Below are 23,495 nucleotides of genomic sequence, written 5' to 3'. Positions count from 1 at the left end.
AAACACAGTGAGGATTGTGAATGGGTGACCTGGAACGGCACGAGTACGACGTCGTCGTGATCGGGGCCGGCGGCGCCGGGCTGCGCGCGGTGATCGAGGCAAGGGAGCGGGGTCTACGCGTCGCCGTGGTGACCAAGTCGCTGTTCGGCAAGGCCCACACCGTGATGGCCGAAGGTGGCTGCGCGGCCGCCATGCGTAACGTCAACACCAAGGACAGCTGGCAGGTGCACTTCGGTGACACGATGCGCGGCGGCAAGTTCCTCAACAACTGGCGCATGGCCGAACTGCACGCTCAGGAAGCACCCGACCGGGTCTGGGAGCTGGAAACCTACGGTGCGCTGTTCGACCGCACCAAGGACGGCCGGATCAGCCAGCGCAACTTCGGCGGGCACACCTACCCGCGGCTGGCCCACGTCGGTGACCGCACAGGCCTGGAGATCATCCGCACGCTGCAGCAGAAGATCGTGTCGCTGCAGCAGGAGGACAAGCGCGAGCTGGGCGACTATGACGCCAGGATCCGGGTGTTCCACGAAGCCTCGATCACGGAGATCATCAAAGACGGCGACCGCGTGGCCGGCGCGTTCGGTTACTACCGCGAGACCGGCAAGTTCGTGCTGTTCGAGGCTCCGGCGATCGTGCTGGCCACCGGTGGCATCGGCAAGTCGTACAAGGTGTCGTCGAACTCCTGGGAATACACCGGCGACGGGCACGCACTGGCGCTGCGCGCCGGCTCGGGGCTGATCAACATGGAGTTCATCCAGTTCCATCCCACCGGCATGGTCTGGCCACTGTCGGTGAAGGGCATCCTCGTCACCGAAGGTGTGCGCGGCGACGGCGGGGTTCTGAAGAACTCCGAGGGCAAGCGCTTCATGTTCGACTACATCCCGGACGTGTTCAAGGGTCAGTACGCCGAGACCGAAGAAGAAGCCGACCAGTGGCTCAAGGACAACGACTCCGCGCGGCGCACCCCTGATCTGCTGCCGCGCGACGAGGTGGCCCGTGCGATCAACGAAGAGGTGAAGGCGGGCCGCGGAACCCCGCACGGCGGTGTGTACCTCGACATCGCGTCGCGCATGCCCGCCGAGGAGATCAAGCGTCGGCTGCCGTCGATGTACCACCAGTTCATCGAGCTGGCCGAGGTCGACATCACCAAGGACGAGATGGAAGTCGGCCCGACCTGTCACTACGTGATGGGCGGTATCGAGGTCGACCCGGACAGCGCCGGCGCCGCCACGCCGGGGCTGTTCGCCGCGGGCGAGTGCTCCGGCGGCATGCACGGCTCCAACCGACTCGGCGGCAACTCGTTGTCGGACCTGCTGGTGTTCGGCCGCCGTGCCGGACTCGGGGCCGCCGACTACGTCCGGGCGCTGGACAACCGGCCGACGGTCTCGGATGCGGCGCTGGAGCGGGCCGAGAAGCTCGCGCTGTCGCCGTTCGAACCCAAGGACAACGCCGAGAACCCCTACACGCTGCACGCCGAACTCCAGGAGTCGATGAACGACCTGGCCGGCATCATCCGCAAGCAGAACGAACTCGAAGAGGCGCTGGTAAGGATCGCCGAGTTGAAGAAGCGCTACCAGAACGTGGTCGTCGAGGGTGGCCGCATCTTCAACCCGGGCTGGCATCTGGCCATCGACATGCGCAACATGCTGCTGGTCAGTGAGTGCGTGGCCAAGGCGGCGCTGCAGCGCACCGAGAGCCGAGGTGGGCACACCCGCGACGACTTCCCGCAGATGGACCCGAACTGGCGTAGAAAGCTGCTGGTCTGCAAGACCGTCGGCGGCGGGGACGAGCCTGGTGACCCGGTGATCCCGGACATCTCGGTCGAGGTCGAGCTGCAGCCGCCGATGCGGCCGGATCTGCTCGCCACGTTCGAGCTTTCGGAGCTGGAAAAGTACTTCACCCCCGAAGAATTGGCCGAGTACCCGCAACGGAAGGGCTGATCATGGCTGCCTACAACGCACAGCTTCGGGTCTGGCGCGGCGACGACACCGGTGGCGGGCTGCAGGACTACACCGTCGAGGTCAACGAGGGCGAAGTGGTGCTCGACATCATCCACCGGCTGCAGGCCACCCAGACCCCGGATCTTGCGGTGCGGTGGAACTGCAAGGCCGGCAAGTGCGGATCGTGTTCGGCGGAGATCAACGGCCGTCCGCGGTTGATGTGCATGACCCGGATGTCAACGTTCGGTGAAAACGAGGTTGTCACCGTCACGCCGCTGCGCACCTTCCCGGTGATGCGCGACCTGGTCACCGACGTGTCGTTCAACTACGAGAAGGCCAGGGAGATCCCCGCTTTCGCTCCACCGAAAGATCTGCAGCCGGGTGAGTACCGGATGGCCCAGGAGGACGTGAACCGCTCGCAGGAGTTCCGCAAGTGCATCGAGTGCTTCCTGTGCCAGAACGTGTGCCACGTGATCCGTGATCACGAGGAGAACAAGCAGGCGTACGCGGGTCCGCGATATCTGATGCGGCAGGCTGAGCTGGACATGCATCCGCTCGACACCCACGACGGCCGCGCCCAGGAAGCCCAGGACGAGAACGGGCTGGGACTCTGCAACATCACCAAGTGCTGCACCGAGGTGTGCCCCGAACACATCAAGATCACCGACAATGCGCTGATCCCGATGAAGGAACGCGTCGCCGACCGCAAGTACGACCCGCTGGTGTGGCTGGGCGACAAGCTGTTCCGGCGGCCATGAGCGATTGCGCGAAGAGCAGAAGACCGCGATGAGCGCTTGCGCGAAGAGCAGAAGACCGCGATGAGCGCTTGCGCGAAGAGCAGAAGACCGCGATGAGCGCTTGCGCGAAGAGCAGAAGACCGCGATGAACACGCTCGACGGCGCATCGGACGCCGTCGTCCGTTCTTTGCGGACCGAAAACAGTTGCGTCGTCGCGGGATCTGTGGCGACCCACACCAGTGCTGTCGTGGCCGGCTCCGTCGCGACCGCGGGGAGCGCCGGGGTGGCGGGGTCGATCGCGACCGCGGGCAGCGCGGCCGTCGCCAACAGCATCCTGGTGGTGCTGTCGATCGCGTGCTCGAAATGCCTGGCGTGCCTGGCCTGTGTCGCCTGCGTCCGTTGCAAGGTGTGCGTGGGCTGCGTCGACTGCGAGGACTGCATCGGCTGCGTGGGCTGCGTGAACTGCTCCGGCCTGCGCAACGCGGTGGGGCTGCGGGACGTGCACGCCGCCTGATCCGTGGTGCATCTCCAGGTTCCGGGGGTACCCTTCGGCTAAGCAGCCAATCATCGACGAAAGGCAGCTCCGATGTCGCTTCGCGAGCCTTGCAGCATCAACGAAATTCGCACCGCGATCCGCGAAATCAGCATCCGCGCCGAACTGGCCCGCAAGGAGGGCCGATCCGCCGATGCCGCCGAACTCGACCAGCGCGTCCGGCACTACCGGGACGAACTCGCCGCCCGTCCCTGACCCGCGGGCGCCGACCGCCGGGCTGCGTCCCGTCAGGCGTCCAGCCGGCGGAACGTGCTGCGGTGGAACACGATCGGCGGCACCTCGGGATTCACCGTGATGTCGCTGACCTGCAGCACCACGATGGTGTGATCCCCGGCCGGCACCAGTTGTTCGATCCTGCTCTCCAGCCACACGCTGGTGCCGTGGATGAACACCGCGCCTCGCTCGGTCGACGCCGTCTCCAGCCCGGCGAACCGATCACCGGTCTTGGCGGCCAGCGTGCGCGCGGCCGTGTCGTGGGCCTCGCCGAGCACGCTGATCCCTAAGTAAGGCAGATCCTTGAGCTTGGGCCAGGTCGTCGACGAGTTCTGCACACAGAACGACACCAGCGGCGGGTCGAGTGAGACCGGCACGAAGGTGCTCGCCGCCAGACCCACGCGCACACCGTCCACCTCGGCCGCGACGGCGATGACTCCGGACGGGAAATGCCCGAACGCGTCGCGCAGCGCGGTCGGGTCGAGCTTGTCGTCCGGATGGGTTTCTGAGCTCATCGTCCCCCATCCTCCCACGCGCCGGTGCGTCGCGGCCACGTCGGGGTGACGGCAAAACGGCCGGTCACAGCGTGACGAGCAGGCAAGCGTTGCAATCGGTCTGAACGTAAGTCGGGTTCGGGTGTCGGCGCGGTAACGTCGCCCCTCATGTGGTTCCCGCTCCTGCTGATGGCCGTCGCGGTGAGCCTGGAGCCGTTCCGGATCGGGATGACGGTGCTGATGATCAACCGGCCGCGGCCGGCCCTGCAGCTGCTCGCGCTCCTCGGTGGCGGTTTCGCCATGGGCACCGCGGTGGGGGTGGTCGTGCTGTTCGTGCTGCGCCCGGCGCTGGACTCGGCGCATTTCACGCTGCCGAGGGTGCAGATCGTGGTCGGAGCGATCCTGCTGCTCAACGCCGCACTGGTGGCCGTCGGGGTGCTTGGCGGGGGCCGCGGCGACGGCAGCTCCGGGGAACGTTTCGCGCCGCTGGCGATCCGGGCCCGCCGGCTGCTGGAGGGCCGCTCCCTGTGGACGGCGGGCGTCGCGGGACTGGGCCTGGCGCTGCCCTCGGTGGACTATCTGGCCGCGCTGGCGCTGATCGTCGCCTCGGGAGCCGCGGCCGGGGTGCAGTTCGGCGCGCTGATGGCGTTCAACGTGGTGGCGCTCGCGCTGGTGGAGATCCCACTGCTGTGCCATCTGATCGCCCCGGACCGTACCCGCGCGGCGCTGTCGGCGCTGTACGGGTGGCTGCGGGCGCAGGGCCGCCGCGGAGTGTCCGTGCTGCTGGCCGCGGTCGGCGCGGTACTGCTCGCGGTCGGGCTCACCGCTCTCTAGCGGTTACGGCGGGTTGTTGAGCACGTACTGCAGCCCGGACAGCAACTGCGACACCGGGTCCGCGCCGCCGCCGAACGCGGCCTGGGTGGCCGGAGCGGTGACCTCGGCCGGATCGTAGCCGTTGACCGGATCGACCGTGACGGGTGCGGTCAGCGGGTCGTCGTGCCGTGAATAGCCGGAATCCACGTACGGCTTGAGCACCCGGTCGAGCTCGATCAGCGTGTCCTTAGGGACGCCGAGGTACTTGAACGGCAGCACGAGCGGAAGATGCTCCTCGGGGATCAAGTACGTCGTGGTCTTCGCGCCCCGGGAGTTGACGGTGGTCCTGATGTTCTGTGGCGGCACCATGCTCGGCTTTGTGAACGCGACCGCGGTGTGCCCGGTGGCCAGGCCGACGATCGCGTTGGCTACCGAGATCCAGTTGTCGGGCCGGTCCGGCCAGTCGGCGATGCTGTCGTACGCGGACACAAACTGGTAGGTGTCGTACTGACTTTCCACCGGTGGCGGGATCCGGTAGTCGAGCGAGGGGACGACGCTGCCGACCGGGAAGTTCTGGGTCAGGAAGCTCTCGCCGAACGCGTGCCGCGCCACCGGGTCGCCGTACATCGCGAAGCTCAACTGGTCCGGGGGCGGAGCGGCCGGGTCGTAGGCGAGCCGGGCCTGCACGTCGTTGAGGACCATCGCGCCCTCGGACAGTCCGATCGCGGTGCCACGCCCGCCCTGCCGGATCGCGGCGATGGTGTCGGGCGAGCCCACGTCGACCGACTCACCGACGCTGGGGCCGTCGAGCCCGAGTCCGGGCGCAACGCGGTCCCCGAATGCACCGATGCCCGGGAACAGCCGTTCCAGCGTGTGGCCCTGCACCTGACCGGCGGGATAGTCGACGATCTGCCGGTCGAGACCCGGGAACCACTCCGCGCCCGTGCGCATGATGTATTCGTCGTACGGGATACCGAGCACGTGTGCGCCGCCCAGCGCGTAGGCCCGGCCCGGCGTGCCGATCGGCGGGGCGGTACCCGCGACGGGCGGTGTGGGTGGCGGGTTCTCGTCGGCGGATGCGATACCGAACCCGAGACATCCTACGGCGCCCAGGGTGGTCAGCGCGGTGCCGAACGCGAGTAGTCGCTTCATGTGTCGGTCACACACCCCCGCCCGTTCGACTGCCCTGCCCCGAGACCTTACTCCGCAAACTCATGCCCCTCAGGCGTCCAGCCGGACGAACTGGTCCTGGCGGTACTGCTCGGCGCATGCGGCGCGGCGGATCTTGCCGCTCGTGGTGGTGGGGATCGACCCGGACGGCACCAGCACGAGATCGGCGACGCTGAGGCCGTGGGCGTTGGAGATCGCGGCGGTGACCTCACTCTTGACCTCACCGAGCCGGCGGGTGGCGTGCTCGTCGCGGTCGGCGGGCTGCTTGAGTTCGATCACGGTGACCAGCTCCTCTGTGCTGCGCACCGGCACCGAGATCGCGGCGACCCGGCCGCGGGTGATCGCCTGCACCGTGGCCTCGATGTCCTCCGGATAGTGGTTGCGGCCGCGGATGATCAGCAGATCCTTGATCCGGCCCACGATGAACAGTCCTCCGTCGTGGAGGAAGCCCAGATCGCCGGTGCGCAGCCAGGGCGCGTCGGCGGTACCCGGCGACGGGTCGACGATCGCGGCGCCGAAGACGTCCTGTCCGGCGGGCGGTTCGCGCCAGTAGCCCTCGGCGACGTTGTCGCCGTGCACCCAGATCTCACCGATGACGTCCGGCGGGCATTCGCGGCGGGTCGCGGGGTCGACGATGCGCAGCGACGGGGACGCCGGCACCTGGTATTCGACCAGAGCGGTGACCTTTCCGGCGGACGGGCCGCGCCGGGGCGCGCACGGCAGCACCCGGCCCGCACCCAGTTCGGCGGCGTCGAAGTACGACGCGGGCGCGGCCTCGTTCCAGGTGCTCGTCGCGACGAACACCGTCGCCTCGGCCAGACCGTAGGCCGGGCGCATCATGTGGTCACGGAAATTGAAGTGCGCGAACCGATCCACGAAGCGGTGCAGTGTCGCCGGCTCGACGCGTTCGGCGCCGCTGATGATGCCCACCACCCCGCCCAGGTCCAGTCCGGCCAGATCGTCGTCGCTGGTCTTGCGGGCCGCCAGGTCGAACGCGAAGTTCGGGGCGGAGGACCACGCGTGCGGGTTCTCGGCCAGCGCGCGCACCCAGCGGGCCGGCCGCTCCAGAAATGCGACCGGGCTGGTCAGCTCGGCGCGGCGGCCGCACAGGATCGGTGCGCACACACCCAGCACCAGGCCCATGTCGTGGTAGAAGGGCAGCCACGACACGAGCGTGGCGTCCGGCGGCAGCGGGGCCCGCGCGAAGAAACTGCGCATCAGCTGCTCGAAGTTCACCGTCAGGTTGCGGTGCGAGATCATCACGCCGGTCGGCCGACGGGTGGAGCCAGAGCTGTACTGCAGGTAGGCGATGCTCGGAATATCCTGCGGTGCAACGGTTTCGACGGTTTCGAGGGCGTTGGCGCCGACGGCGGCCAGAGCCGGGGCGTCGACCTCGACGACGGTCGGCGCCGCCTGCCGCGGTGACCGGGTGAGGTGGTCGGCCACGTCATCGGCGACCGCCGCGGTGGTCAGCACGACCGCCGGTTCGGTGTCGGCGAGGATCGGCCCCAGCCGGTCGTCGGTGGATCCGCGGTGCGGCAGCGGCAGCGGGACCGCGACCAGCCCGGCCTGCATGGCGCCGAGGAACCCCAGGATGTAGTCCAGCCCCTGTGGGGCCAGGATCACGGCGCGGTCACCGACCGCGCCGTGGCGGCGGATCGCCGCGGCCACGTTCATGGTGCGCCGGGCCAGCTGCGACCACGTCAGGCTCTCGGGCACCCCGCCCGGATCGTCGAGATAGTCGGTGAAGGTGAAGGCGATGTCGTCGGGGCGCATGCTGGCGCGTCCGTGCAGCATCGACAGGATGGTCGACGAGGTCACATCGGGTCCGCGGCCGGCACGAGTCGTAGTTTCACACACCTCACCCATGCGCACCGACCCGGTCGTTTCGGGGCTCGGTCACCCGCGACGGCCACCAGTTCGCACGCCCGACCAGGGCGGCGATGGCCGGCACCGTGATGGTGCGGACCACGAAGGTGTCCAGCAGGATCCCGACCCCGATCACGAAACCGCCCTGGACGACGATGCCGATGCTGGCGAACAGCAGCCCGGCCATGGACGCGGCGAAGATCAGCCCCGCCGCGGTGATCACCCCGCCGGTGGAACTCAGGGTGCGGATCACGCCGTAGCGCACGCTGTGCGGGGACTCGTCGCGCAGCCGCGACACGAACAGCATGTTGTAGTCGGCTCCCACCGCGACGAGCACCACGAACGCCAACGGCGGCACGCTCCAGTGCAATTGCTGTCCGAGCAGCATCTGGAACACCAGCACCCCGATGCCGATCGCCGCGAAGTACGACACCACCACCGAACCGACCAGATACAGCGGGGCGATGACCGACCTCAGCAGCACGGCCAACGTCAACAGCACCACGATCAGGGTGACGATGATGATGAACCGGATGTCGCGTTCGTAGTAGTCGCGGGTGTCGCGCAACGCGGCGGGGAAGCCGCCCATCGAGATCGTCGCGTCGGCCAGGGTGGTGTTCGGCTGTGCGCCCCGGGCGATGTCGCTGATGGCGTTGACCTGATCCATCGCATCGGGGCTGAACGGGTTGAGCTCGGTCTGCACCAGGTACCGCACCGAGTGGCCGTCCGGGGAGATGAAAGCCTCGGCGGCCTTCTGGAACTCCACCGCGCCCAGCACCTCGGCCGGGATGTTGAACCCGGCCATCGACGAGGCCGCCGCGTCGTTGCGCATCGTCAGCAGGAACGTCGACGCCTGGTCCAGGCCGGCGGCCATCACCTTCACCTGCTCGACGAGTTCGTCGACACCGCCGGCCACCTGCCGGCTCCCGCTGGCCAGCCGGTCGGCGCCCTGCCGGACATCGCGCAGACCGGTCTGCGCGCCGCTCGGCGAGTCCAGGCCCAGCTCGTCGACGGCTTTGACGATGTTGGTCATCGCGGAGTTCAGCGTCGCGACCGTCGCGTTCAGCGACTGCCGGTCGTCCAGCCCCTCCAGATCTCCGGCCAGGGTGTTGATCCGCTCGAGCCGGCCGTCCTCGCGCGCGTCCATCAGCCGCTGGAACTGCATGCGGGTGTTGACGCACGACGGGTTCGCGTCGCAGACCGCGTTGCCGTTCAGCGCCATCAGGACCGGGCCGATCCAGCCGAACATGTCCCGCACCGCGGCGACGTTGATGCCCATCGACAGCCCGAGCTCGTTGACGCTCTGAACCAGCTTGGCCGCGGTCTCGACGTCGCGGACCAGCCGCTCGCCGCCGTACTCGACGCGCACCTTGGTGACCGCGTCGAGCAGCGTCTGCAGGCTCGGTGCGATCCTGTCGACCTGGGCGCGTACGTCCCCGAGGGTGTCGGCCAGCGTGGTGGCGCCGTCGGCCAGCGTGTTGAGGTCGTCGGTGCGCTCGCCGATCTGGGCCGAGCCCGCGGCCAACCGGTCCCCGACGATGCCGGCCTGGAAGGTGGCCCGGAACTCGGCCGGGACCTCGCCGAGCGGCCGGGTGACACCGCTGACCAGCCCGATGTCCGGCAGTTGCGCGATACGCGAGGCCATCTGCTCCAGATCCGCCAGTGCCTGCGGGCTGCGAAGGTCGCGCGGCGACTGCACCAGGATGTACTGCGGGATGGACTGGCTGATCGGGAAGTGCCGCTCCAGCGCGGCGTAGCCGATCGAGCTCGGCGCCGACGCCGAGACCGCTTTGCGGTCGTCGTAGTTGAACTGCGCGAAGATCGCACAGCCCGCCAGCAGCAGGAGCACCAGGACGCTGGCGACCAGATGCGGCACCGGCCGGCGCACGATCCGGATACCGGACCGCCGCCACCACTGCGTGGTGAGTTCCCGGCGCGGCTTGACCCAGCCGCGCGGCCCCGCCAGCACGAGGATCGCGGGCAGCAGCGTCATCCCGGCCAGATACGCGACGCCGACGCCGATCGCCGCCGCCACCCCGATCGTCTTGAACACGCCCATCTGGGCGAAGTTCATGACCAGGAAGGTGATGCCCACGGTCGCCGCGGAGGCGGTGATGACCTTGCCGATGGAGACCATCGCCGACTTCACCGCGTCGTCGAAATCGGCGCCCGACCGCAGGAAGTCGTGATAGCGGCTGATCATGAACACCGCGTAGTCGGTGCCCGCCCCGGCCATGATCGCGCTCAGGAACACGATGGACTGGTTGGACACCCCCGAGCCGGTCAACTCCGAGTAACCGGCCACCACGCCCTGGGCGATCAACAGCGACGACCCGATGGTCACCAGCGGCAGCAGCATGGTGACCGCGCTGCGGTACACCAGCAGCAGCACACCCAGCACCAGCACCGCGATCGCGATCTCGATGGGCAGTCGGTCCTGTTCACCGGCGACGGTGAGGTCGGCGACCGTGGCCGCGGGACCGGTCAGATGCACCTCCAGGGGCCCGTCGCCGAGGTGGTGTTCGACGACGTCGGCGACCCGGTTGAAGGAGTCGAACGCCCGCGGGGTGCCGAGCTCCCCTTCCAGACTGACCGGCAGCACCCAGGTGGTCTTGTCCTCACTGGTCAGGAACTGACGCAGCTGGGGGGTGCTGATGAAGTCCTGCACCGACACCACGTCGGTGACGTCGTCGCGCAGTGCGTCGACCACCTCGCGGTAGGTGACCTCGTCGGCAGGCTCCAGGCCGCCCTCGTTGATGAACGCGACGACGAGCAGGTTGTCCGAGCCCGGCTCCTGGAACGCCTCGGCCATCTTGCGGGCCGTGACGCTCGAGGGCGCGTCGGCGGGCAGGATCACCAGCGGGTGCCGCTCGGCCATCTCGCCCAGCGACGGGAACGACATCGGCAGCGCAAGGGCCAGCGCGACCCAGACCCCGATCACCGCCCAGGGCCACCGCACCACCACATCGGCTAGCCGCCGCATATCGCCCTCACTCCCGCTGTCACGCTAAGCGACGCGCCCCCAGTGCCCGGTGTCGGCGACGAGCGCGCACACGGACTTCATCGCCAGCAGGTAACGGGTGACAGATTTCCTGGCGACCGGATTGTCAGGATGCATGATCGCCATGGCCGTGCCTTCGCCGTAGCGGAAGATGTACACAGTCAGCTGATAAGAGAATCGGCCGTCCGGATAGATGCCGATATTGTTCGCCAGGCCCATCTCACCGGCGGCAAGAATGGCGTTGAGCGGGGCAGCGCCGCCGTGCAGGAAATTCGACACCGGAAAATTGGGCTCCGGCCATTTCAGCCACTGCGCCAACTCCAGTACCCGGTAATACGGCACCTTGGCCATGTTCAGATTCGAGTCGAATGCGGTCTGCGCCGACCACGCGGCTTCGGCGAACGACGCCGCGCCGATCGGAATGGTGATCGGGATCAGCCCGGTGAACCAGCCCTGAGTCATGAAATTGTCCGACGCCGAACGCGAATCCCGGGGTGTCAGGCCGTAATACGTCAACGCGCCGGTCAGCTCGTGCTCCACCTGGGCCAGGCCTGCGAACAGGCCGCCGACGAACCGCGCTCCTGCGGCGGTGCAGGCGGCTTCGAAGCATTCGGTCTGCGCCGCGTCCAGCAGCATCTCCGACGTCATGTCGCTGCGGACCGAATCCAGCGGATTGCCCAACGGAAGCGGGAATTCGGGGAATCCGCCATTATTGTTCTCGGCGAATTCGATCCAGGCCTGCACCTCGGGCGAATCCAGGGTCAATTCCGAGGTGTGTGCGCGCTCCCTGACGCAGAAATCGTCGAAACTGCCGGCATCGGGAAGTGTCAGCGCCTGACCGCCGCCGCTGAGCGCCGAATACATGCCGTTCGCCTCCAGCATGGTGGTGCCGATCAGCGTGGCGTCCCCGTGGACGTGGTCCATGGCGGCGAAGAATGTGAAATGCCCGTCGTTCTGAATCACCCCGAACGTGAAACAGCCCCATTCCAGTGGGCTCGGAATGGCCACCACGTGGTCGCGGATCTGATCGACAGTCATGGTGCCGTGATCGACGGGCACGAACTCGATGTCGGCCGGGTCTTCAAGCGCATGCCGGACGAAGCCCCCGTCCTCACCGGGCGCGAACCAGCTACGGAAAGTGTCGTGGCGGCGCAGGTAGTCGTTCACCGCATGGTCCATCGCCGCGATGTCGCACTGGCCGGGCACCTCGCAGCTGGCGATGATCTGGCGGGAGAACGTCAGCCCGGCGGTGGTGCGCTCAGAGTAATTGCGCAGATGCTGGCCCTGCATGTAGCTGACCGGCACGGTGCTGCGCGGCGCCTGCCGTGCCTTGTCCAGCGCCGCGGCCGTCGGATGCCAGGACGTGACAGCCCCTGAGCTGAGCGACCATTCGTCAAGTGCGCCAACCGTGATCTTGCCGATGCGCAAGACTTGACCCTCCCGATACTTCCCGCCCGACCGCCTCAAGATCAAGGAATCGGCCCGTTGCCGGATCAACATACTCCGGCCCGGCCCGTGGTTGCCGGCCTAGGGCATATCCCCTGCCGGCAACCGCACACTGTGCGGGGGTCCGTGCCATAGTGTCCGACGGGGGAAGTGGGTCTTCACGCGCGACAGGTGTCCGCAGGGTCGCATTTCACCGTCGATGCAAGGAGGTCAGCGGCATGGATTCCGGTGGACAACGGAACGACCCGGCCCCACGGTTCGCGATCATCGGCTACGCCGCGCGGTTTCCCGGCGCCGCGGACGCCGACGAGTACTGGGACGTGCTGCGCGAGGGTCGCGACGCGATCTCGGAGGTGCCGGGCGACCGCTGGGACGTCGACGAGTTCTTCGACCCGGACCCCGCTACCCCCGGCAAGGTGGTGACCCGCCGCGCGGGCTTCGTCGACGACGCCACCGGCTTCGACGCGCCGTTCTTCGGCATGTCGACCCGCGAGGTCCGTCTGATGGACCCGCAGCACCGCATGCTGCTGGAGACCGCCTGGCGTGCCGTCGAGCACGCGGGCATCGCGCCGACCTCGCTGGCCGACAGCGACACCGGCGTGTTCGTCGGGCTGGCCACCCACGACTACCTGGGGATGGCCTCCGACGAGCTGACCTATCCCGAGATCGAGGCCTACATGGCCATCGGGACCTCCAACGCGGCCGCTGCGGGCCGGATCAGCTACCGGCTGGGGCTGCAGGGACCCGCCGTCGCCGTCGACACGGCGTGCAGCTCGTCGTTGGTGGCGATTCACCAGGCCTGCCAGGCGCTGCGCCTCGGCGAATGCGACCTCGCGCTGGCCGGCGGCGCGAACGTGCTGCTCACCCCGGCCACCATGATCACGTTCTCCAGCGCGCACATGCTCGCCCCCGACGGCCGGTGCAAGACCTTCGACGCGTCCGCCGACGGCTACGTGCGCGGCGAGGGCTGCGGCGTCATCGTGATCAAGCGCCTCGAGGACGCCTTGGCCGACGGTGACCGGATCCGCGCGGTGATCCGCGGCAGCGCGGTGAACCAGGACGGCGCGTCGGGCGGCCTGACCGTGCCCAATGGTGTTGCGCAGCAGCGGGTTATCGCCGACGCGCTTCGACGCGCCGGCGTCGAGCCCGGCGAGGTGGGCTACCTGGAGGCGCACGGCACCGGCACCTCGCTGGGCGACCCGATCGAGGTCCAGGCCGCGGGTGCGGTGCTCGGGAGCGGACGCGAACCGGGACGTCCGCTGCTGATCGGTTCGGCGAAGACCAACATCGGGCACCTGGAGGCCGCGGCGGGCATCGCCGGCGTGCTGAAGGTCGTGCTGGCGCTGGAACACGCGACGCTGCCCAAACACCTGAACTTCCAGACCCCGTCGCCGCACATCCCGTGGGACCGGCTCGCCGTGGAGGTGGTCACCGAGACCATGCCGTGGGAGACCGACGGCAGGCCCCGCATCGCCGGGGTCAGTTCGTTCGGTTTCGCCGGCACCAATGCCCACGTCATCCTCGAAGAGGCGCCGGATCAGACCACCGGACCCGCGCCGGTACCCGAACCGGAGCGGTTCGGGGTGCTGCCGCTGTCGGCGCGCACTCCCGCCGCGTTGGTGGCGCTGGCCGGGCGGTACCGCAGCTGGCTGCAGGACCATCCGGAGGCCACCCTGGCCGACGTGTGTTTCACCGCCGGCGCGGCGCGGGCGCACCTGGAGCACCGGGCCGCCGTGGTGGCCGACTCGCGGGACTCCGCGGTGGATCTGCTCGGCGCGCTGGCCGACGACCGCCCGGCCCCCGGCCTGGTGCGGGGTGAGTCCTACGAGGCGCCGAAGACGGCGTGGCTGTTCACCGGTCAGGGCAGCCAGTATCCGGGCATGGCCCGCGAGCTGTTCGACACCGAGCCGGTGTTCGCCGACACCGTGCGTCAGTGCGCGGATGCCGTCGCCGATGTGCTCGAAAAGCCGCTTCTGGAGGTGATTTTCGCGGCCGACAGCCCGGAGGCCGAAGAGGCGCTGCAGCAGACGAGTTACGCCCAGCCGGCGCTGTTCGCGGTGGAGATGGGTCTGGCCCGGCTCTGGCAGTCCTGGGGTCTGGAACCGGACGTAGTGCTCGGGCACAGCGTCGGCCAGTACTCGGCCGCCTGCGTCGCCGGGGTGTTCAGCCTCACCGACGGTGCCCTGCTGATGGCCGAACGCGGACGGCTCTTCGGTAGCCTGCCCGCCGGCGGCCGCATGGTCGCGGTGTTCACCGCGGCCGACCGTGTCGAGGCCGTGACCGACGAGTTCCCCAGCCTCTCGGTCGCCGCCTACAACGGCGCCAACACCGTATTGTCCGGTCCTGCCACGGATCTGGAGCAGGCGGTGGCACGCCTGGCCGCCGACGGCGTGCGGTGCGACTGGCTGGACACCAGCCACGCATTCCACTCGGCACTGCTCGACCCGATCCTCGACGAATTCGAGTCCTACGCGCAGCAGTTCACTTTCGCTGCGCCGCAGCGCATTCTGATCGACAACCGCACCGGCGCGGCGCTGGGCCGCAGCATCCGACTCGACGGCGCCTACTGGCGCAGGCACGCCCGGCAGCCGGTGCAGTTCGCCGCGAGCGTGCGCACGCTGGCAGAGCTGAACTGCAAGACGCTTGTGGAGATCGGACCGCGCCCGGTGCTGACCGCCGCGGCGCTCGGCGCCTGGCCCGACCCGGCCACCAGCCCGCGCGTGATCGCGTCGTTGCGGCGCAACACCGCAGACCACCGCCAGATCACCGAAGCGCTCGCCGACGCCTACGTGATGGGCCACCTGCCCGACTTCGGGGCAATGCGCCGCCCGCACGCGCGCAAACTCGACCTGCCGACCTACCCGTTCGAGCATCGCCAGTACTGGTTCTCCGAGAACCGGGACCGTCCCGAGGCGGCGCGGTTCTCCGCCGCGCGCACCGAGACCGTCCGCCTGCTCGAGGACGGCCACATCGACGAACTCGCGACACTGCTGGGCAGCCCGGCCCCCGACGACCACACCGTCGATGTACTGAACAGGCTTGCCGCACAACATAATCAGCAACGCGCCGGGCAATCCGTGGCCGACGACCGCTACCACATCCGCTGGGACATCGCCGCGGTCGCGTCCTCCCGGGACACCGCCACGTGGATCCTGGTCGGCGAGGAGAACGAGACAGTCCGGCCGCTGCTCGACGCGCTGTCTGCGCGTGGTCACCAGCACAGCTTCGTCGCGCCGCCGATGTCCGACGCGGAGGAGACCAAACTCGTCGACGCATTCCGCGCGGCCGCAACCGAGGATTCGCCGCTGCGGATCCTGCACGTCGCGGCGCTGGACGCCGACACCGCACCGTCGATGCGCTCGCTGCTGCGGATGCAGCACCGCATCCTCGGCGGCACCCGCCGCCTGTTCCGCGCCGCGGCCGCCGCCGAACTACGCACCCCCATCTGGCTGGTGACCCGCGGCGGCCAACGTGTCCTCGACGCCGACTCGGTCGCACCCGATCAGACCGCGCTGTGGGGCTTCGGCCGCGCCGCGGCGCTGGAGCTGCCGCAGTTGTGGGGCGGGCTGGCGGATCTGGGCGAAGGCTCTGCCGAGGAATGGCACCGTCTGCTCGACCAGGTGTCGGCCGTGCCCGACTCCGCGCTCAGGGAAGACCAGGTGGCGCTGCGCGGCCAGGCGCTCTACGTGCCCCGGCTCGTCCGCCGGACCACAGCGCCGGGCGGGCAGCCGCTGCACCTGCGCGGCGACGCCACCTACCTGGTGACCGGCGGCCTGGGTTCGATCGGTCTCGAGATCGCCGGATACCTTGCCACGCATGGCGCCCGGCATCTGGTGCTGACCAGCCGCCGCGCCCCCGGTGAGGAGGCGCAGCGCCGCATCGACGCGCTGAGCGAACAGCACGCCTGTGAGGTGCGCGTGTTCACCGCCGACGTCGCCGACGCGCACGACGTCGCCCGGCTGCTGGGCACGATCGCCGCCGAACTGCCGCCGCTGGCCGGCATCGTGCACGCGGCAGGGGAGGTCGGCACCACTGCGCTGAGCACCCTGGACGACGCCGAGGTGGACCGCGTGTTCGCCGGGAAGGTCTGGGGGGCCTGGCACCTGAGCGAAGCCGCGGCCGATCTGCGGCTGGACTTCTTCCTCAGCACCTCCTCGATCGCGTCGGTGTGGGGCGGCTTCGGCCAGACCGCCTACGGCGCGGCCAACGCGTTCCTCGACGGGCTGGCATGGCGCCTGCGCGAACAGGGCATCACCGGGGCCAGCGTCAACTTCGGCCCGTGGTCGGCGGGCATGGCCGATGCGCAGTCCCGGGCGCGGCTGGACCAGCGCGGCATCCGGACGCTGTCCCCCGCCGACGCACTGGCGGGCCTGGCCGATGTCGCCACGTCGGCCGACAGCGTGCAGGGAGTCGTGGCGCGCATCGACTGGGCCCGGTTTCTGCCGCTCTACCAGCAGACCGGGCGTCGGGCGTTCCTCGCCGAGCTCGAGCGCGAGGTGCCCGACTCGGTACCGGTACTGACCCCTTCCGGAACCACACCGCTGGTCGAGCGACTCACCAATGCGCCTGTGCAGCAACGCCGCAAGCTGCTCACCGACTATCTGCGCGACGCGGTCGCCGAGATCACCCGTGTCGATGCCGCCGAGATCCGGGAGGACGCCGGGTTTTTCGACCTGGGCATGGACTCGTTGATGGCGGTCGAACTGCGGCGCCGCATCGAGCAGGGCGTGGGCAAGGACATCCCCGCCACGCTGGCGATGGACCATCCCCGGCTCTCGGACGTGGCCGATTACCTGCTCGGTGAGGTTCTCGGGCTCGCCGAGCAGACCAAGGCGGCGCCGCTGCCGGTCACCGCGGTGCCGCGCACCGACGACCCCATCGCGATCGTCGCGGTGTCGTGCAGATTCCCGGGTGCGCCCGACCCGGAGGCGTTCTGGGAGGTGCTGGCCGGCGGGGTCGACGCGATCCGGGAGGTTCCCGAGGACCGGTTCGACATCGACGAGTACTACGACCCCGACCCGGACGCGGCCGGAAAAACCTACACCCGCTTCGGCGGATTCCTGGACGGCATCGACGGATTCGATCCCGAGTTCTTCGGCATCTCCCCGCGCGAGGCGGTCTGGATCGAACCCCAGCAGCGGCTGATGCTCGAAACCGTCTGGGAGGGCCTGGAGCGAGCCGGGTACGCCCCGGCCGCGTTGCGCGGCAGCAGAACCGGCGTATTCGTCGGTGTCGCCGCCAACGAGTACGCGCACCTGTTGTCCGCGGAATCGATCGACAAGATCGAACCCCACTTCATCACCGGCAACGCGCTCAACGCGATCTCGGGCCGCGTCGCGTTCGCGCTGGGTCTGGAAGGCCCCGCGGTGGCCGTCGACACCGCGTGCAGTTCGGCGCTGGTCGCCGTGCACCAGGCCTGCCAGGCGCTGAAGTCCGGTGACTGCGACATGGCACTGGCCGGCGGCGTGAACGTGCTGCTGAGCCCGGTCACGGTGGTCGCCGCGTCCCGCGCACGGATGCTCTCGCCGGTCGGCCGGTGCAAGACCTTCGACGCGTCGGCCGACGGCTATGTGCGCAGCGAAGGTTGCGGCATCCTGGTCCTCAAGCGGCTCAGCGACGCCGAGCGTGACGGCGACCGGATCTGCGCGGTCATCCCGGCCAGCGCGGTCAACCAGGACGGCGCGTCCAGCGGTCTGACCGTGCCCAACGGCGGTGCGCAGCAACGGCTCATCGCTGCCACGCTGGCTCGGGCCGGGCTGAGCGGCGGTGACGTCGACTATCTGGAGGCGCACGGCACCGGCACCCCGCTGGGAGATCCCATCGAGGTCGCAGCAGCAGCCGCCGCCTACGGCGCCGCCCGCGACGCGGACCGGCCACTGCTGATGGGATCGGTCAAGAGCAACATCGGGCACACCGAATCCGCGTCCGGCGCAGCGGGTCTGATCAAGGTCGTGTTGTCCCTCCAGCACCAGGTGCTGCCGAAGAGCCTGCACTTCGACAACCCGTCACCGCACATCCCTTGGGACACACTGCCGGTGCGTGTCGTCGCCGAGCCGACACCCTGGGAGACCGACGGACGGCCCCGCCGCGCCGGGGTCAGCTCCTTCGGGTTCACCGGCACCAACGCGCACGTCCTCGTCGAGGAGGCGCCCGCCCGGCCCGCACCCGTCATCGACGACGAGCAGCCGGGCACCACCGAGCAGGCACCGGTTCACGTGCTGCCACTGTCGGCGCGGTCTCCGGAGGCTCTGGTGAGCCTGGCGCAGCGCTACCAGTCCTGGCTCTGCGCCCATCCGGAGGCCGACCTGGCCGACGTGTGCCTGACCGCCGGAACGGGCCGTTCCCACTTCGAGCAGCGCGCCGCGCTGGTGGTGGATTCGGTCGACGCGGCCCGGCAGGGACTGGCCGAGCTGGCCGAGAACCGGCTGCGCCCGGGCGTCGTCCGCGGCGAGCACACCCATCGGCCGGTGACGGCGTGGCTGTTCACCGGCCAGGGTAGCCAGTACCCCGGCATGGCGCGCGAATTGTTCGACACCGAGCCGGTTTTCGCCGAGACGGTGACGGCGTGCGCGGAGGCCGTCGCAGACATCCTGCCGCTGCCGCTGACCGAGGTCGTGTTCGCCACCGACCGGGAGACCGGCGGAAAGGCCGGAGAACGGTTGCGGCACACGTCGTTCGCGCAGCCGGCGCTGTTCGCCGTGGAGATGGGCCTGGCCCGGCTGTGGCAGTCGTGGGGAATCGAACCCGACGTGGTACTGGGACACAGTGTCGGCCAGTACGCCGCCGCGTCCGTGGCCGGCGTGTTCAGCCTCACCGACGGTGCCCGGCTGATGGCCGAACGCGGCCGGATGTTCGGCAGCCTCCCCACCGGCGGCCGGATGGTGGCGGTGTTCACCGACGCGACCCGCGTCGAACAGGCCGCCGGTGGATTCGCGCGGGTGTCGGTGGCCGCCTACAACGGACCCAACACCGTGCTCTCCGGCCCGGGTGAGGAGCTGGAACAGATCGTCTCCCGGTTCAGCGAGGACGGGATCCGCTGCACCTGGCTGGAGACCAGCCACGCCTTCCACTCCGAGCTGCTGGATCCTGTGCTCGACGAATTCGAGGCCTACGCCTCGCGATTGGAATACGCCACGCCGACCATGCCGCTGGTGTGCAACCGCACCGGGACGGTGCTGACGGCCCAGACCCCGCTCGACGCGCAGTACTGGCGCAAGCATTCCCGCCAGCCCGTGCAGTTCGCGGAGAGCGTGCGCACGGTGGCGGCACTGGGCGCCACCGTGCTGATGGAGATCGGACCGCAACCGGTGCTCACCGGCGCCGCGGTGCAGGTATGGCCGGAGCACCTGGCCGCGCTGCGGGCGATCGTGTCCCTGCGTAAGGGCATCGATGATCGGCGGCAGATCTCCGACGCGCTCGCCGCGGCCTACGTCGGCGGTCACCGGCCCGATTTCGCTGTGCTGCACCGCCGCCCGTCCCGCCGGCCGGTACTGCCCACCTACCCCTTCCAGCGCCGCCGGTTCTGGCCGAGGACGAGCGGGCTCGCCGTCGACGGCGGGACCGGTGCCGCGGCATCGGGGATCCTGGGCGGCGCCAAGGATCTGGCCTCGGGTGACACCGTCTACACCAGCAGGCTGTCCGTCAGATCGCAGCCATGGCTGTCCGACCACGTCATCTACGGCACCGTCGTGGTTCCCGGCGCGACGTACGCGGCGATGGCGTTGGCCGCCGTCGGCACCCCGGCACGCGCCAGGGACGTCTTCTTCTACGAGCCGATCATCCTGCCGGAGAAGACTTCCCGTGAGGTGCAGCTGACCCTGCGCCCGCTGACCGATGCCGGGTCGTGGACGTTCCAGGTGCACAGCCGGCCCTACGGCGTCCGCGACGCCGAGTGGTCGTTGAACGCCGAGGGCACCGTCGCGGCCGGCATGGGCGACGACGAACCGGTCGGGCAGGACTCCGACCCGGTCGACGAGGCCATCGAGCGCCTGGAACGCATGCGCCCCCAGGAGCTGTTCGAAACGTTCGCCGACCTGGAGCTGGCCTGGGGACCGACCTGGTCGGGCTCGCTGAAGTCGCTGTGGCTCGGCGACGGTGAGGCGATCGGCGACATCCTCGTCGGTGAGGAACTCGCCGAACAGTTGGCCACCGAACCGATGCACCCGGTGCTGATGGACCTGTGCACCGGCGTCGCGTTCCCGGCGTTCCCGGCGCTGCTGGCCGCCGAGCAGGGTGTCAGCGACCTGTTCCTGCCGTTGAGGTACGGGCAGGTGATGCTGCGCGACAAGATGCCGCGCCGGTTCTACTGCCGCGCCCGGTGGCACGCCGCGGCGCTGGACAACGAAACCCAGGTGTTCGACCTCGATTTCGTCGACCGGGACGGTCGCATCCTCGGCGGTATCCGCGAGTTCACCGTCAAGCGCGCCCCGCGGGAGGCGCTGCTGCGCGGCCTCGGCGGTGACGCCACCCGGCTGCTCTACACCCTGGGCTGGCACGAGGTGCCCGCGCCGGCCGATGCCGGCGCACCGGCCGGCACCTGGCTGATCGCCGGATTCGACGAGCTGGCCTCCGCCGTTCCCGGCTGTATCGCGTGGCACCGCGACACCGATACCGAACCGCTGGGCGAGGTGCTGAGCCAGGCACACGCGAAGGGTGTGCCGTTCTCCGGTGTCGTGTGGCGCAGCAGCGCGGCGAGCGCCGGTGAGTCCAGTGCCGACGTTCAGGCGCGGATCGAGGCCGAGATCGGTCACCTGCTCAGCGCGGTGCACACGCTGCAACGCGGCGCACAGGACGGCGGTGTGAAGCTGCCCGGCGGGCTGTGGGTCGTCACCGAGCGGGCCGTGGCCTGCGAATCCGGTGAGCCGGTCGACCCCGTGCAGGCCGCACTATGGGGCTTCGGACGCACCACGGCCAACGAGGAACCCGGCCTGCGGTGGCGGCTGGTCGACTGCGACGGTTCACCGGAAGCGGTGCGTGCGCTGGCCGGCCTGCTGGCAGCACCGGTCGACGAGCCGGAACTCGCAGTGCGCCAAGGGAAGTTGCTGGCGTCCCGGCTGTTGCCGTGGTCGCGCAGCGGCCACCTCACGGTGCCGCGCTCCGCGGACTTCGTGCTGGCTCCGACCGAGCGCGGCGCGATCGACAACCTGCGGCTCACCGAGACCGAAGTTCCGCCGCCTGCCGAAGGTTACGTGCAGGTGCGCGTCGAGGCCGCGGGGTTGAACTTCCGCGACGTGCTCAACGTGCTGGGGCTGTACCCGGGCGACCCGGGACCGATCGGCGGCGACTTCGCCGGTACGGTGACCCAACTCGGCAGCGGCGTCACCGGACTCGACGTGGGCCAGCGGGTCTACGGGTTCATGCAGGGCGCGTTCTCCAGCCGCTTCAACGTCCCGGCGCAACTGCTGGCGCCGATCCCCGACGGGGTCGGCGCGGTGGAGGCGGCCACCATCCCCGCCGCAGCGTTGACCACCCGGCTGGCGTTCGACTGGGCGCAGCTGAAACCGGGTGACCGGGTGCTCATCCACGCCGCCAGCGGCGGGGTCGGCCTGGCCGCCATCCAGATGGCCCAGCAGCACGGCGCGACCGTGTTCGCCACCGCCAGCACCTACAAGCGGGCGACGCTGCACAGGATGGGTGTGCAGTACGTCTACGATTCGCGCAGCACCGATTTCGCCGACCAGATCCTGGACGACACCGACGGCGCCGGCGTGGATGTGGTGCTCAACAGCCTGACCAACGAAGGGTTCATCGAGGCCACGGTGCGGGCCACCGCGCGCAACGGTCGCTTCGCCGAGATCGCCAAACGCGACATCTGGACACCCGAGCAGATGGCTGCCGCCCGGCCCGACATCTCCTACGAGATCGTCGCGCTCGACGTCACCACGCTGGCCGACCCGGAACGCATCCGCACGCTGCTGACCGAGGTGTCCGACGGCCTGGAGCGGGGCGAGTGGCGGCCGCTGCCCGCCGAGGTCTACCCGTTGACCGAGGCCCGGGCCGCGTTCCGCCGTATGCAGCAGGCCCGCCACATCGGCAAGATCGTGTGCCAGATTCCCGCGCCTCTGCAGCCGCGGGCCGACCGCAGCTACCTGATCACCGGCGGTCTCGGCGCGATCGGACTGCACACCGCGGCGCATCTGGCCCACCTGGGAGCGGGCGACCTCGTGCTCACGTCCCGGCGTGCACCCGACACCGACGCACAGCAGGTGATCGACGAGATCGTCGACCGCCACAAGTGCCGCGTGCACGTGTTCACCGCCGACGTCGGGGACGAACACGCGGTGGCGACGCTGCTGGAGAGGATCCGCGCCGAACTGCCGCCGTTGGCGGGCGTGGCGCATCTGGCCGGTGTGCTCGATGATGCGCTGCTCGCTGCGCAGGATCTGGACCGCTTCCGGAAGACGCTGGCGCCGAAAGCTTTCGGCGCTGATCACCTGGACCGCCTGACGCGGGAGGACGACCTGGACTTCTTCATCGTGTCGTCGTCGGTGTCCAGCGTGTTCGGGTCCCCCGGCCAGGCCAACTACGCGACGGCCAACGCGTTCCTCGACGGCCTCGTCGCGCGGCGGCGCGCGCACGGCCTGCCGGCCACCGGCGTGAACTTCGGCCCCTGGGCGCAGGGGGGCATGGCGTCCTCCGACGCGGCGACGGCGAACATCACCGCTCAGGGTTTGATCCCGTTGGAGCCGTCGGCGGCGCTGAGCGCGCTGGCCGAAGTCGTCGCCAACGGAACCGGTCAGGCCGCCGTGCTCAAGGCCAACTGGCAGCGCGCGGCGAAGGTGCTCGGCAGTTCCCGGCCCCCGATCCTCGACCTGGTACTGCCCCGCCCGGAGGGCGAGGTGACCGGGGACAGCGAGTTGCTGCGGCAGCTGCAGGAGATCCCGGTGCCGCAGCGCGCCGGTTTCGTGACCGAGTTCCTGCAGCGCGAGGTGCAGAACTTCCTGCGGTTGGCGCAGCCACCCGCGGCGTCCAGCCGGTTCCTGGACCTCGGCACGGACTCGTTGATGGCCATCGAGCTGCGCAACCGGTTGCACAGTCAGTTCGGCGGCGCGTTCACGATCAACGCGACCGCGGTGTTCGACTACCCGACCATCGGCGGGTTGGCCGAGTATCTGGTGGGCCAGCTGCCGGACGCGCAGACGGAGCCGGGGCCGGCACCGGAGCAGGACTGAGACACCGCATCGCCACGGTGCGCACCTGGCCTGGTCGGGTTCGCACTGTGCCCTGAATTGCGCTGTCTGGCAGTTGAATTGACCG

At 69.5% G+C, this 23,495-nt stretch carries 11 protein-coding genes; 6 read left to right on the top strand and 5 right to left on the bottom strand.

The window, feature by feature from the left end:
* Positions 1 to 20 precede the first annotated feature (20 nt).
* The 4 genes from KXD97_RS08935 (at position 21) to KXD97_RS08920 (ending at position 3,428) form a co-directional block, all read left to right on the top strand.
* Entirely contained in the window at positions 21 to 1,943 is a 1,923-nt protein-coding gene (locus tag KXD97_RS08935) for a fumarate reductase/succinate dehydrogenase flavoprotein subunit (RefSeq protein ID WP_260756373.1), read from the top strand.
* A 2-nt stretch (positions 1,944 to 1,945) separates the two neighbouring features.
* Positions 1,946 to 2,701: a succinate dehydrogenase/fumarate reductase iron-sulfur subunit gene (locus KXD97_RS08930; protein ID WP_260756372.1), complete on the top strand. Its 756-nt coding sequence runs from the start codon at positions 1,946 to 1,948 to the stop codon at positions 2,699 to 2,701.
* 124 nt (positions 2,702 to 2,825) lie between these two features.
* On the top strand, positions 2,826 to 3,194 hold the full coding sequence (locus tag KXD97_RS08925) for a hypothetical protein (RefSeq protein WP_260757894.1): 369 nt from the start codon (positions 2,826 to 2,828) through the stop codon (positions 3,192 to 3,194).
* Between the two features lie 72 nt (positions 3,195 to 3,266).
* On the top strand, positions 3,267 to 3,428 hold the full coding sequence (locus tag KXD97_RS08920; protein ID WP_260756371.1) for a hypothetical protein: 162 nt from the start codon (positions 3,267 to 3,269) through the stop codon (positions 3,426 to 3,428).
* Positions 3,429 to 3,460: 32 nt separating this feature from the next.
* Here the strand turns inward: KXD97_RS08920 and KXD97_RS08915 are convergent, their stop codons facing one another.
* Positions 3,461 to 3,961 carry a flavin reductase family protein gene (locus KXD97_RS08915; RefSeq protein WP_260756370.1) on the bottom strand — a complete coding sequence of 167 codons (501 nt, stop codon included), beginning with the start codon at positions 3,959 to 3,961 and terminating at the stop codon, positions 3,461 to 3,463.
* A 147-nt stretch (positions 3,962 to 4,108) separates the two neighbouring features.
* Between KXD97_RS08915 and KXD97_RS08910 the strand changes: the two genes are divergently transcribed.
* Complete coding sequence (locus tag KXD97_RS08910; RefSeq protein ID WP_260756369.1) at positions 4,109 to 4,774, top strand: GAP family protein; 666 nt, start codon at positions 4,109 to 4,111, stop codon at positions 4,772 to 4,774.
* A 3-nt stretch (positions 4,775 to 4,777) separates the two neighbouring features.
* Here KXD97_RS08910 and pe read toward each other — a convergent pair whose 3' ends face one another.
* From pe to KXD97_RS08890, 4 genes are all read right to left on the bottom strand, one after another.
* Positions 4,778 to 5,905: an acyltransferase PE gene (gene pe, locus KXD97_RS08905; protein ID WP_260756368.1), complete on the bottom strand. Its 1,128-nt coding sequence runs from the start codon at positions 5,903 to 5,905 to the stop codon at positions 4,778 to 4,780.
* 69 nt (positions 5,906 to 5,974) lie between these two features.
* Positions 5,975 to 7,744 (bottom strand): AMP-binding protein, encoded by a 1,770-nt coding sequence (locus KXD97_RS08900; RefSeq protein WP_260756367.1) that lies wholly within the window; start codon positions 7,742 to 7,744, stop codon positions 5,975 to 5,977.
* Between the two features lie 40 nt (positions 7,745 to 7,784).
* Complete coding sequence (locus KXD97_RS08895) at positions 7,785 to 10,775, bottom strand: RND family transporter (RefSeq protein ID WP_260756366.1); 2,991 nt, start codon at positions 10,773 to 10,775, stop codon at positions 7,785 to 7,787.
* A gap of 24 nt (positions 10,776 to 10,799) precedes the next feature.
* The gene (locus KXD97_RS08890; RefSeq protein WP_260756365.1) at positions 10,800 to 12,221 is read right to left on the bottom strand and encodes a condensation domain-containing protein; all 1,422 of its coding nucleotides are present in this window, start codon (positions 12,219 to 12,221) and stop codon (positions 10,800 to 10,802) included.
* A gap of 236 nt (positions 12,222 to 12,457) precedes the next feature.
* Between KXD97_RS08890 and KXD97_RS08885 the strand changes: the two genes are divergently transcribed.
* Positions 12,458 to 23,410, top strand: coding sequence for a type I polyketide synthase (locus KXD97_RS08885; RefSeq protein ID WP_260756364.1), 10,953 nt, complete (start codon positions 12,458 to 12,460; stop codon positions 23,408 to 23,410).
* Positions 23,411 to 23,495: the final 85 nt, after the last annotated feature.

Source organism: Mycobacterium sp. SMC-8 (assembly GCF_025263565.1).
GTDB lineage: Bacteria > Actinomycetota > Actinomycetes > Mycobacteriales > Mycobacteriaceae > Mycobacterium.
Note: the sequence above shows the minus strand (reverse complement) of the source record. Positions and strands in the feature narration are given on the sequence as shown.

Coding starts and splice junctions, on each gene's coding strand:
- KXD97_RS08885 (WP_260756364.1), top strand. CDS start 12,458: ATGGATTCCGGTGGACAACGGAACGACCCGGCCCCACGGTTCGCGATC.
- KXD97_RS08895 (WP_260756366.1), bottom strand. CDS start 10,775: ATGCGGCGGCTAGCCGATGTGGTGGTGCGGTGGCCCTGGGCGGTGATC.
- KXD97_RS08915 (WP_260756370.1), bottom strand. CDS start 3,961: ATGAGCTCAGAAACCCATCCGGACGACAAGCTCGACCCGACCGCGCTG.
- KXD97_RS08925 (WP_260757894.1), top strand. CDS start 2,826: ATGAACACGCTCGACGGCGCATCGGACGCCGTCGTCCGTTCTTTGCGG.
- KXD97_RS08920 (WP_260756371.1), top strand. CDS start 3,267: ATGTCGCTTCGCGAGCCTTGCAGCATCAACGAAATTCGCACCGCGATC.
- KXD97_RS08910 (WP_260756369.1), top strand. CDS start 4,109: ATGTGGTTCCCGCTCCTGCTGATGGCCGTCGCGGTGAGCCTGGAGCCG.
- KXD97_RS08935 (WP_260756373.1), top strand. CDS start 21: ATGGGTGACCTGGAACGGCACGAGTACGACGTCGTCGTGATCGGGGCC.
- KXD97_RS08930 (WP_260756372.1), top strand. CDS start 1,946: ATGGCTGCCTACAACGCACAGCTTCGGGTCTGGCGCGGCGACGACACC.
- pe (WP_260756368.1), bottom strand. CDS start 5,905: ATGAAGCGACTACTCGCGTTCGGCACCGCGCTGACCACCCTGGGCGCC.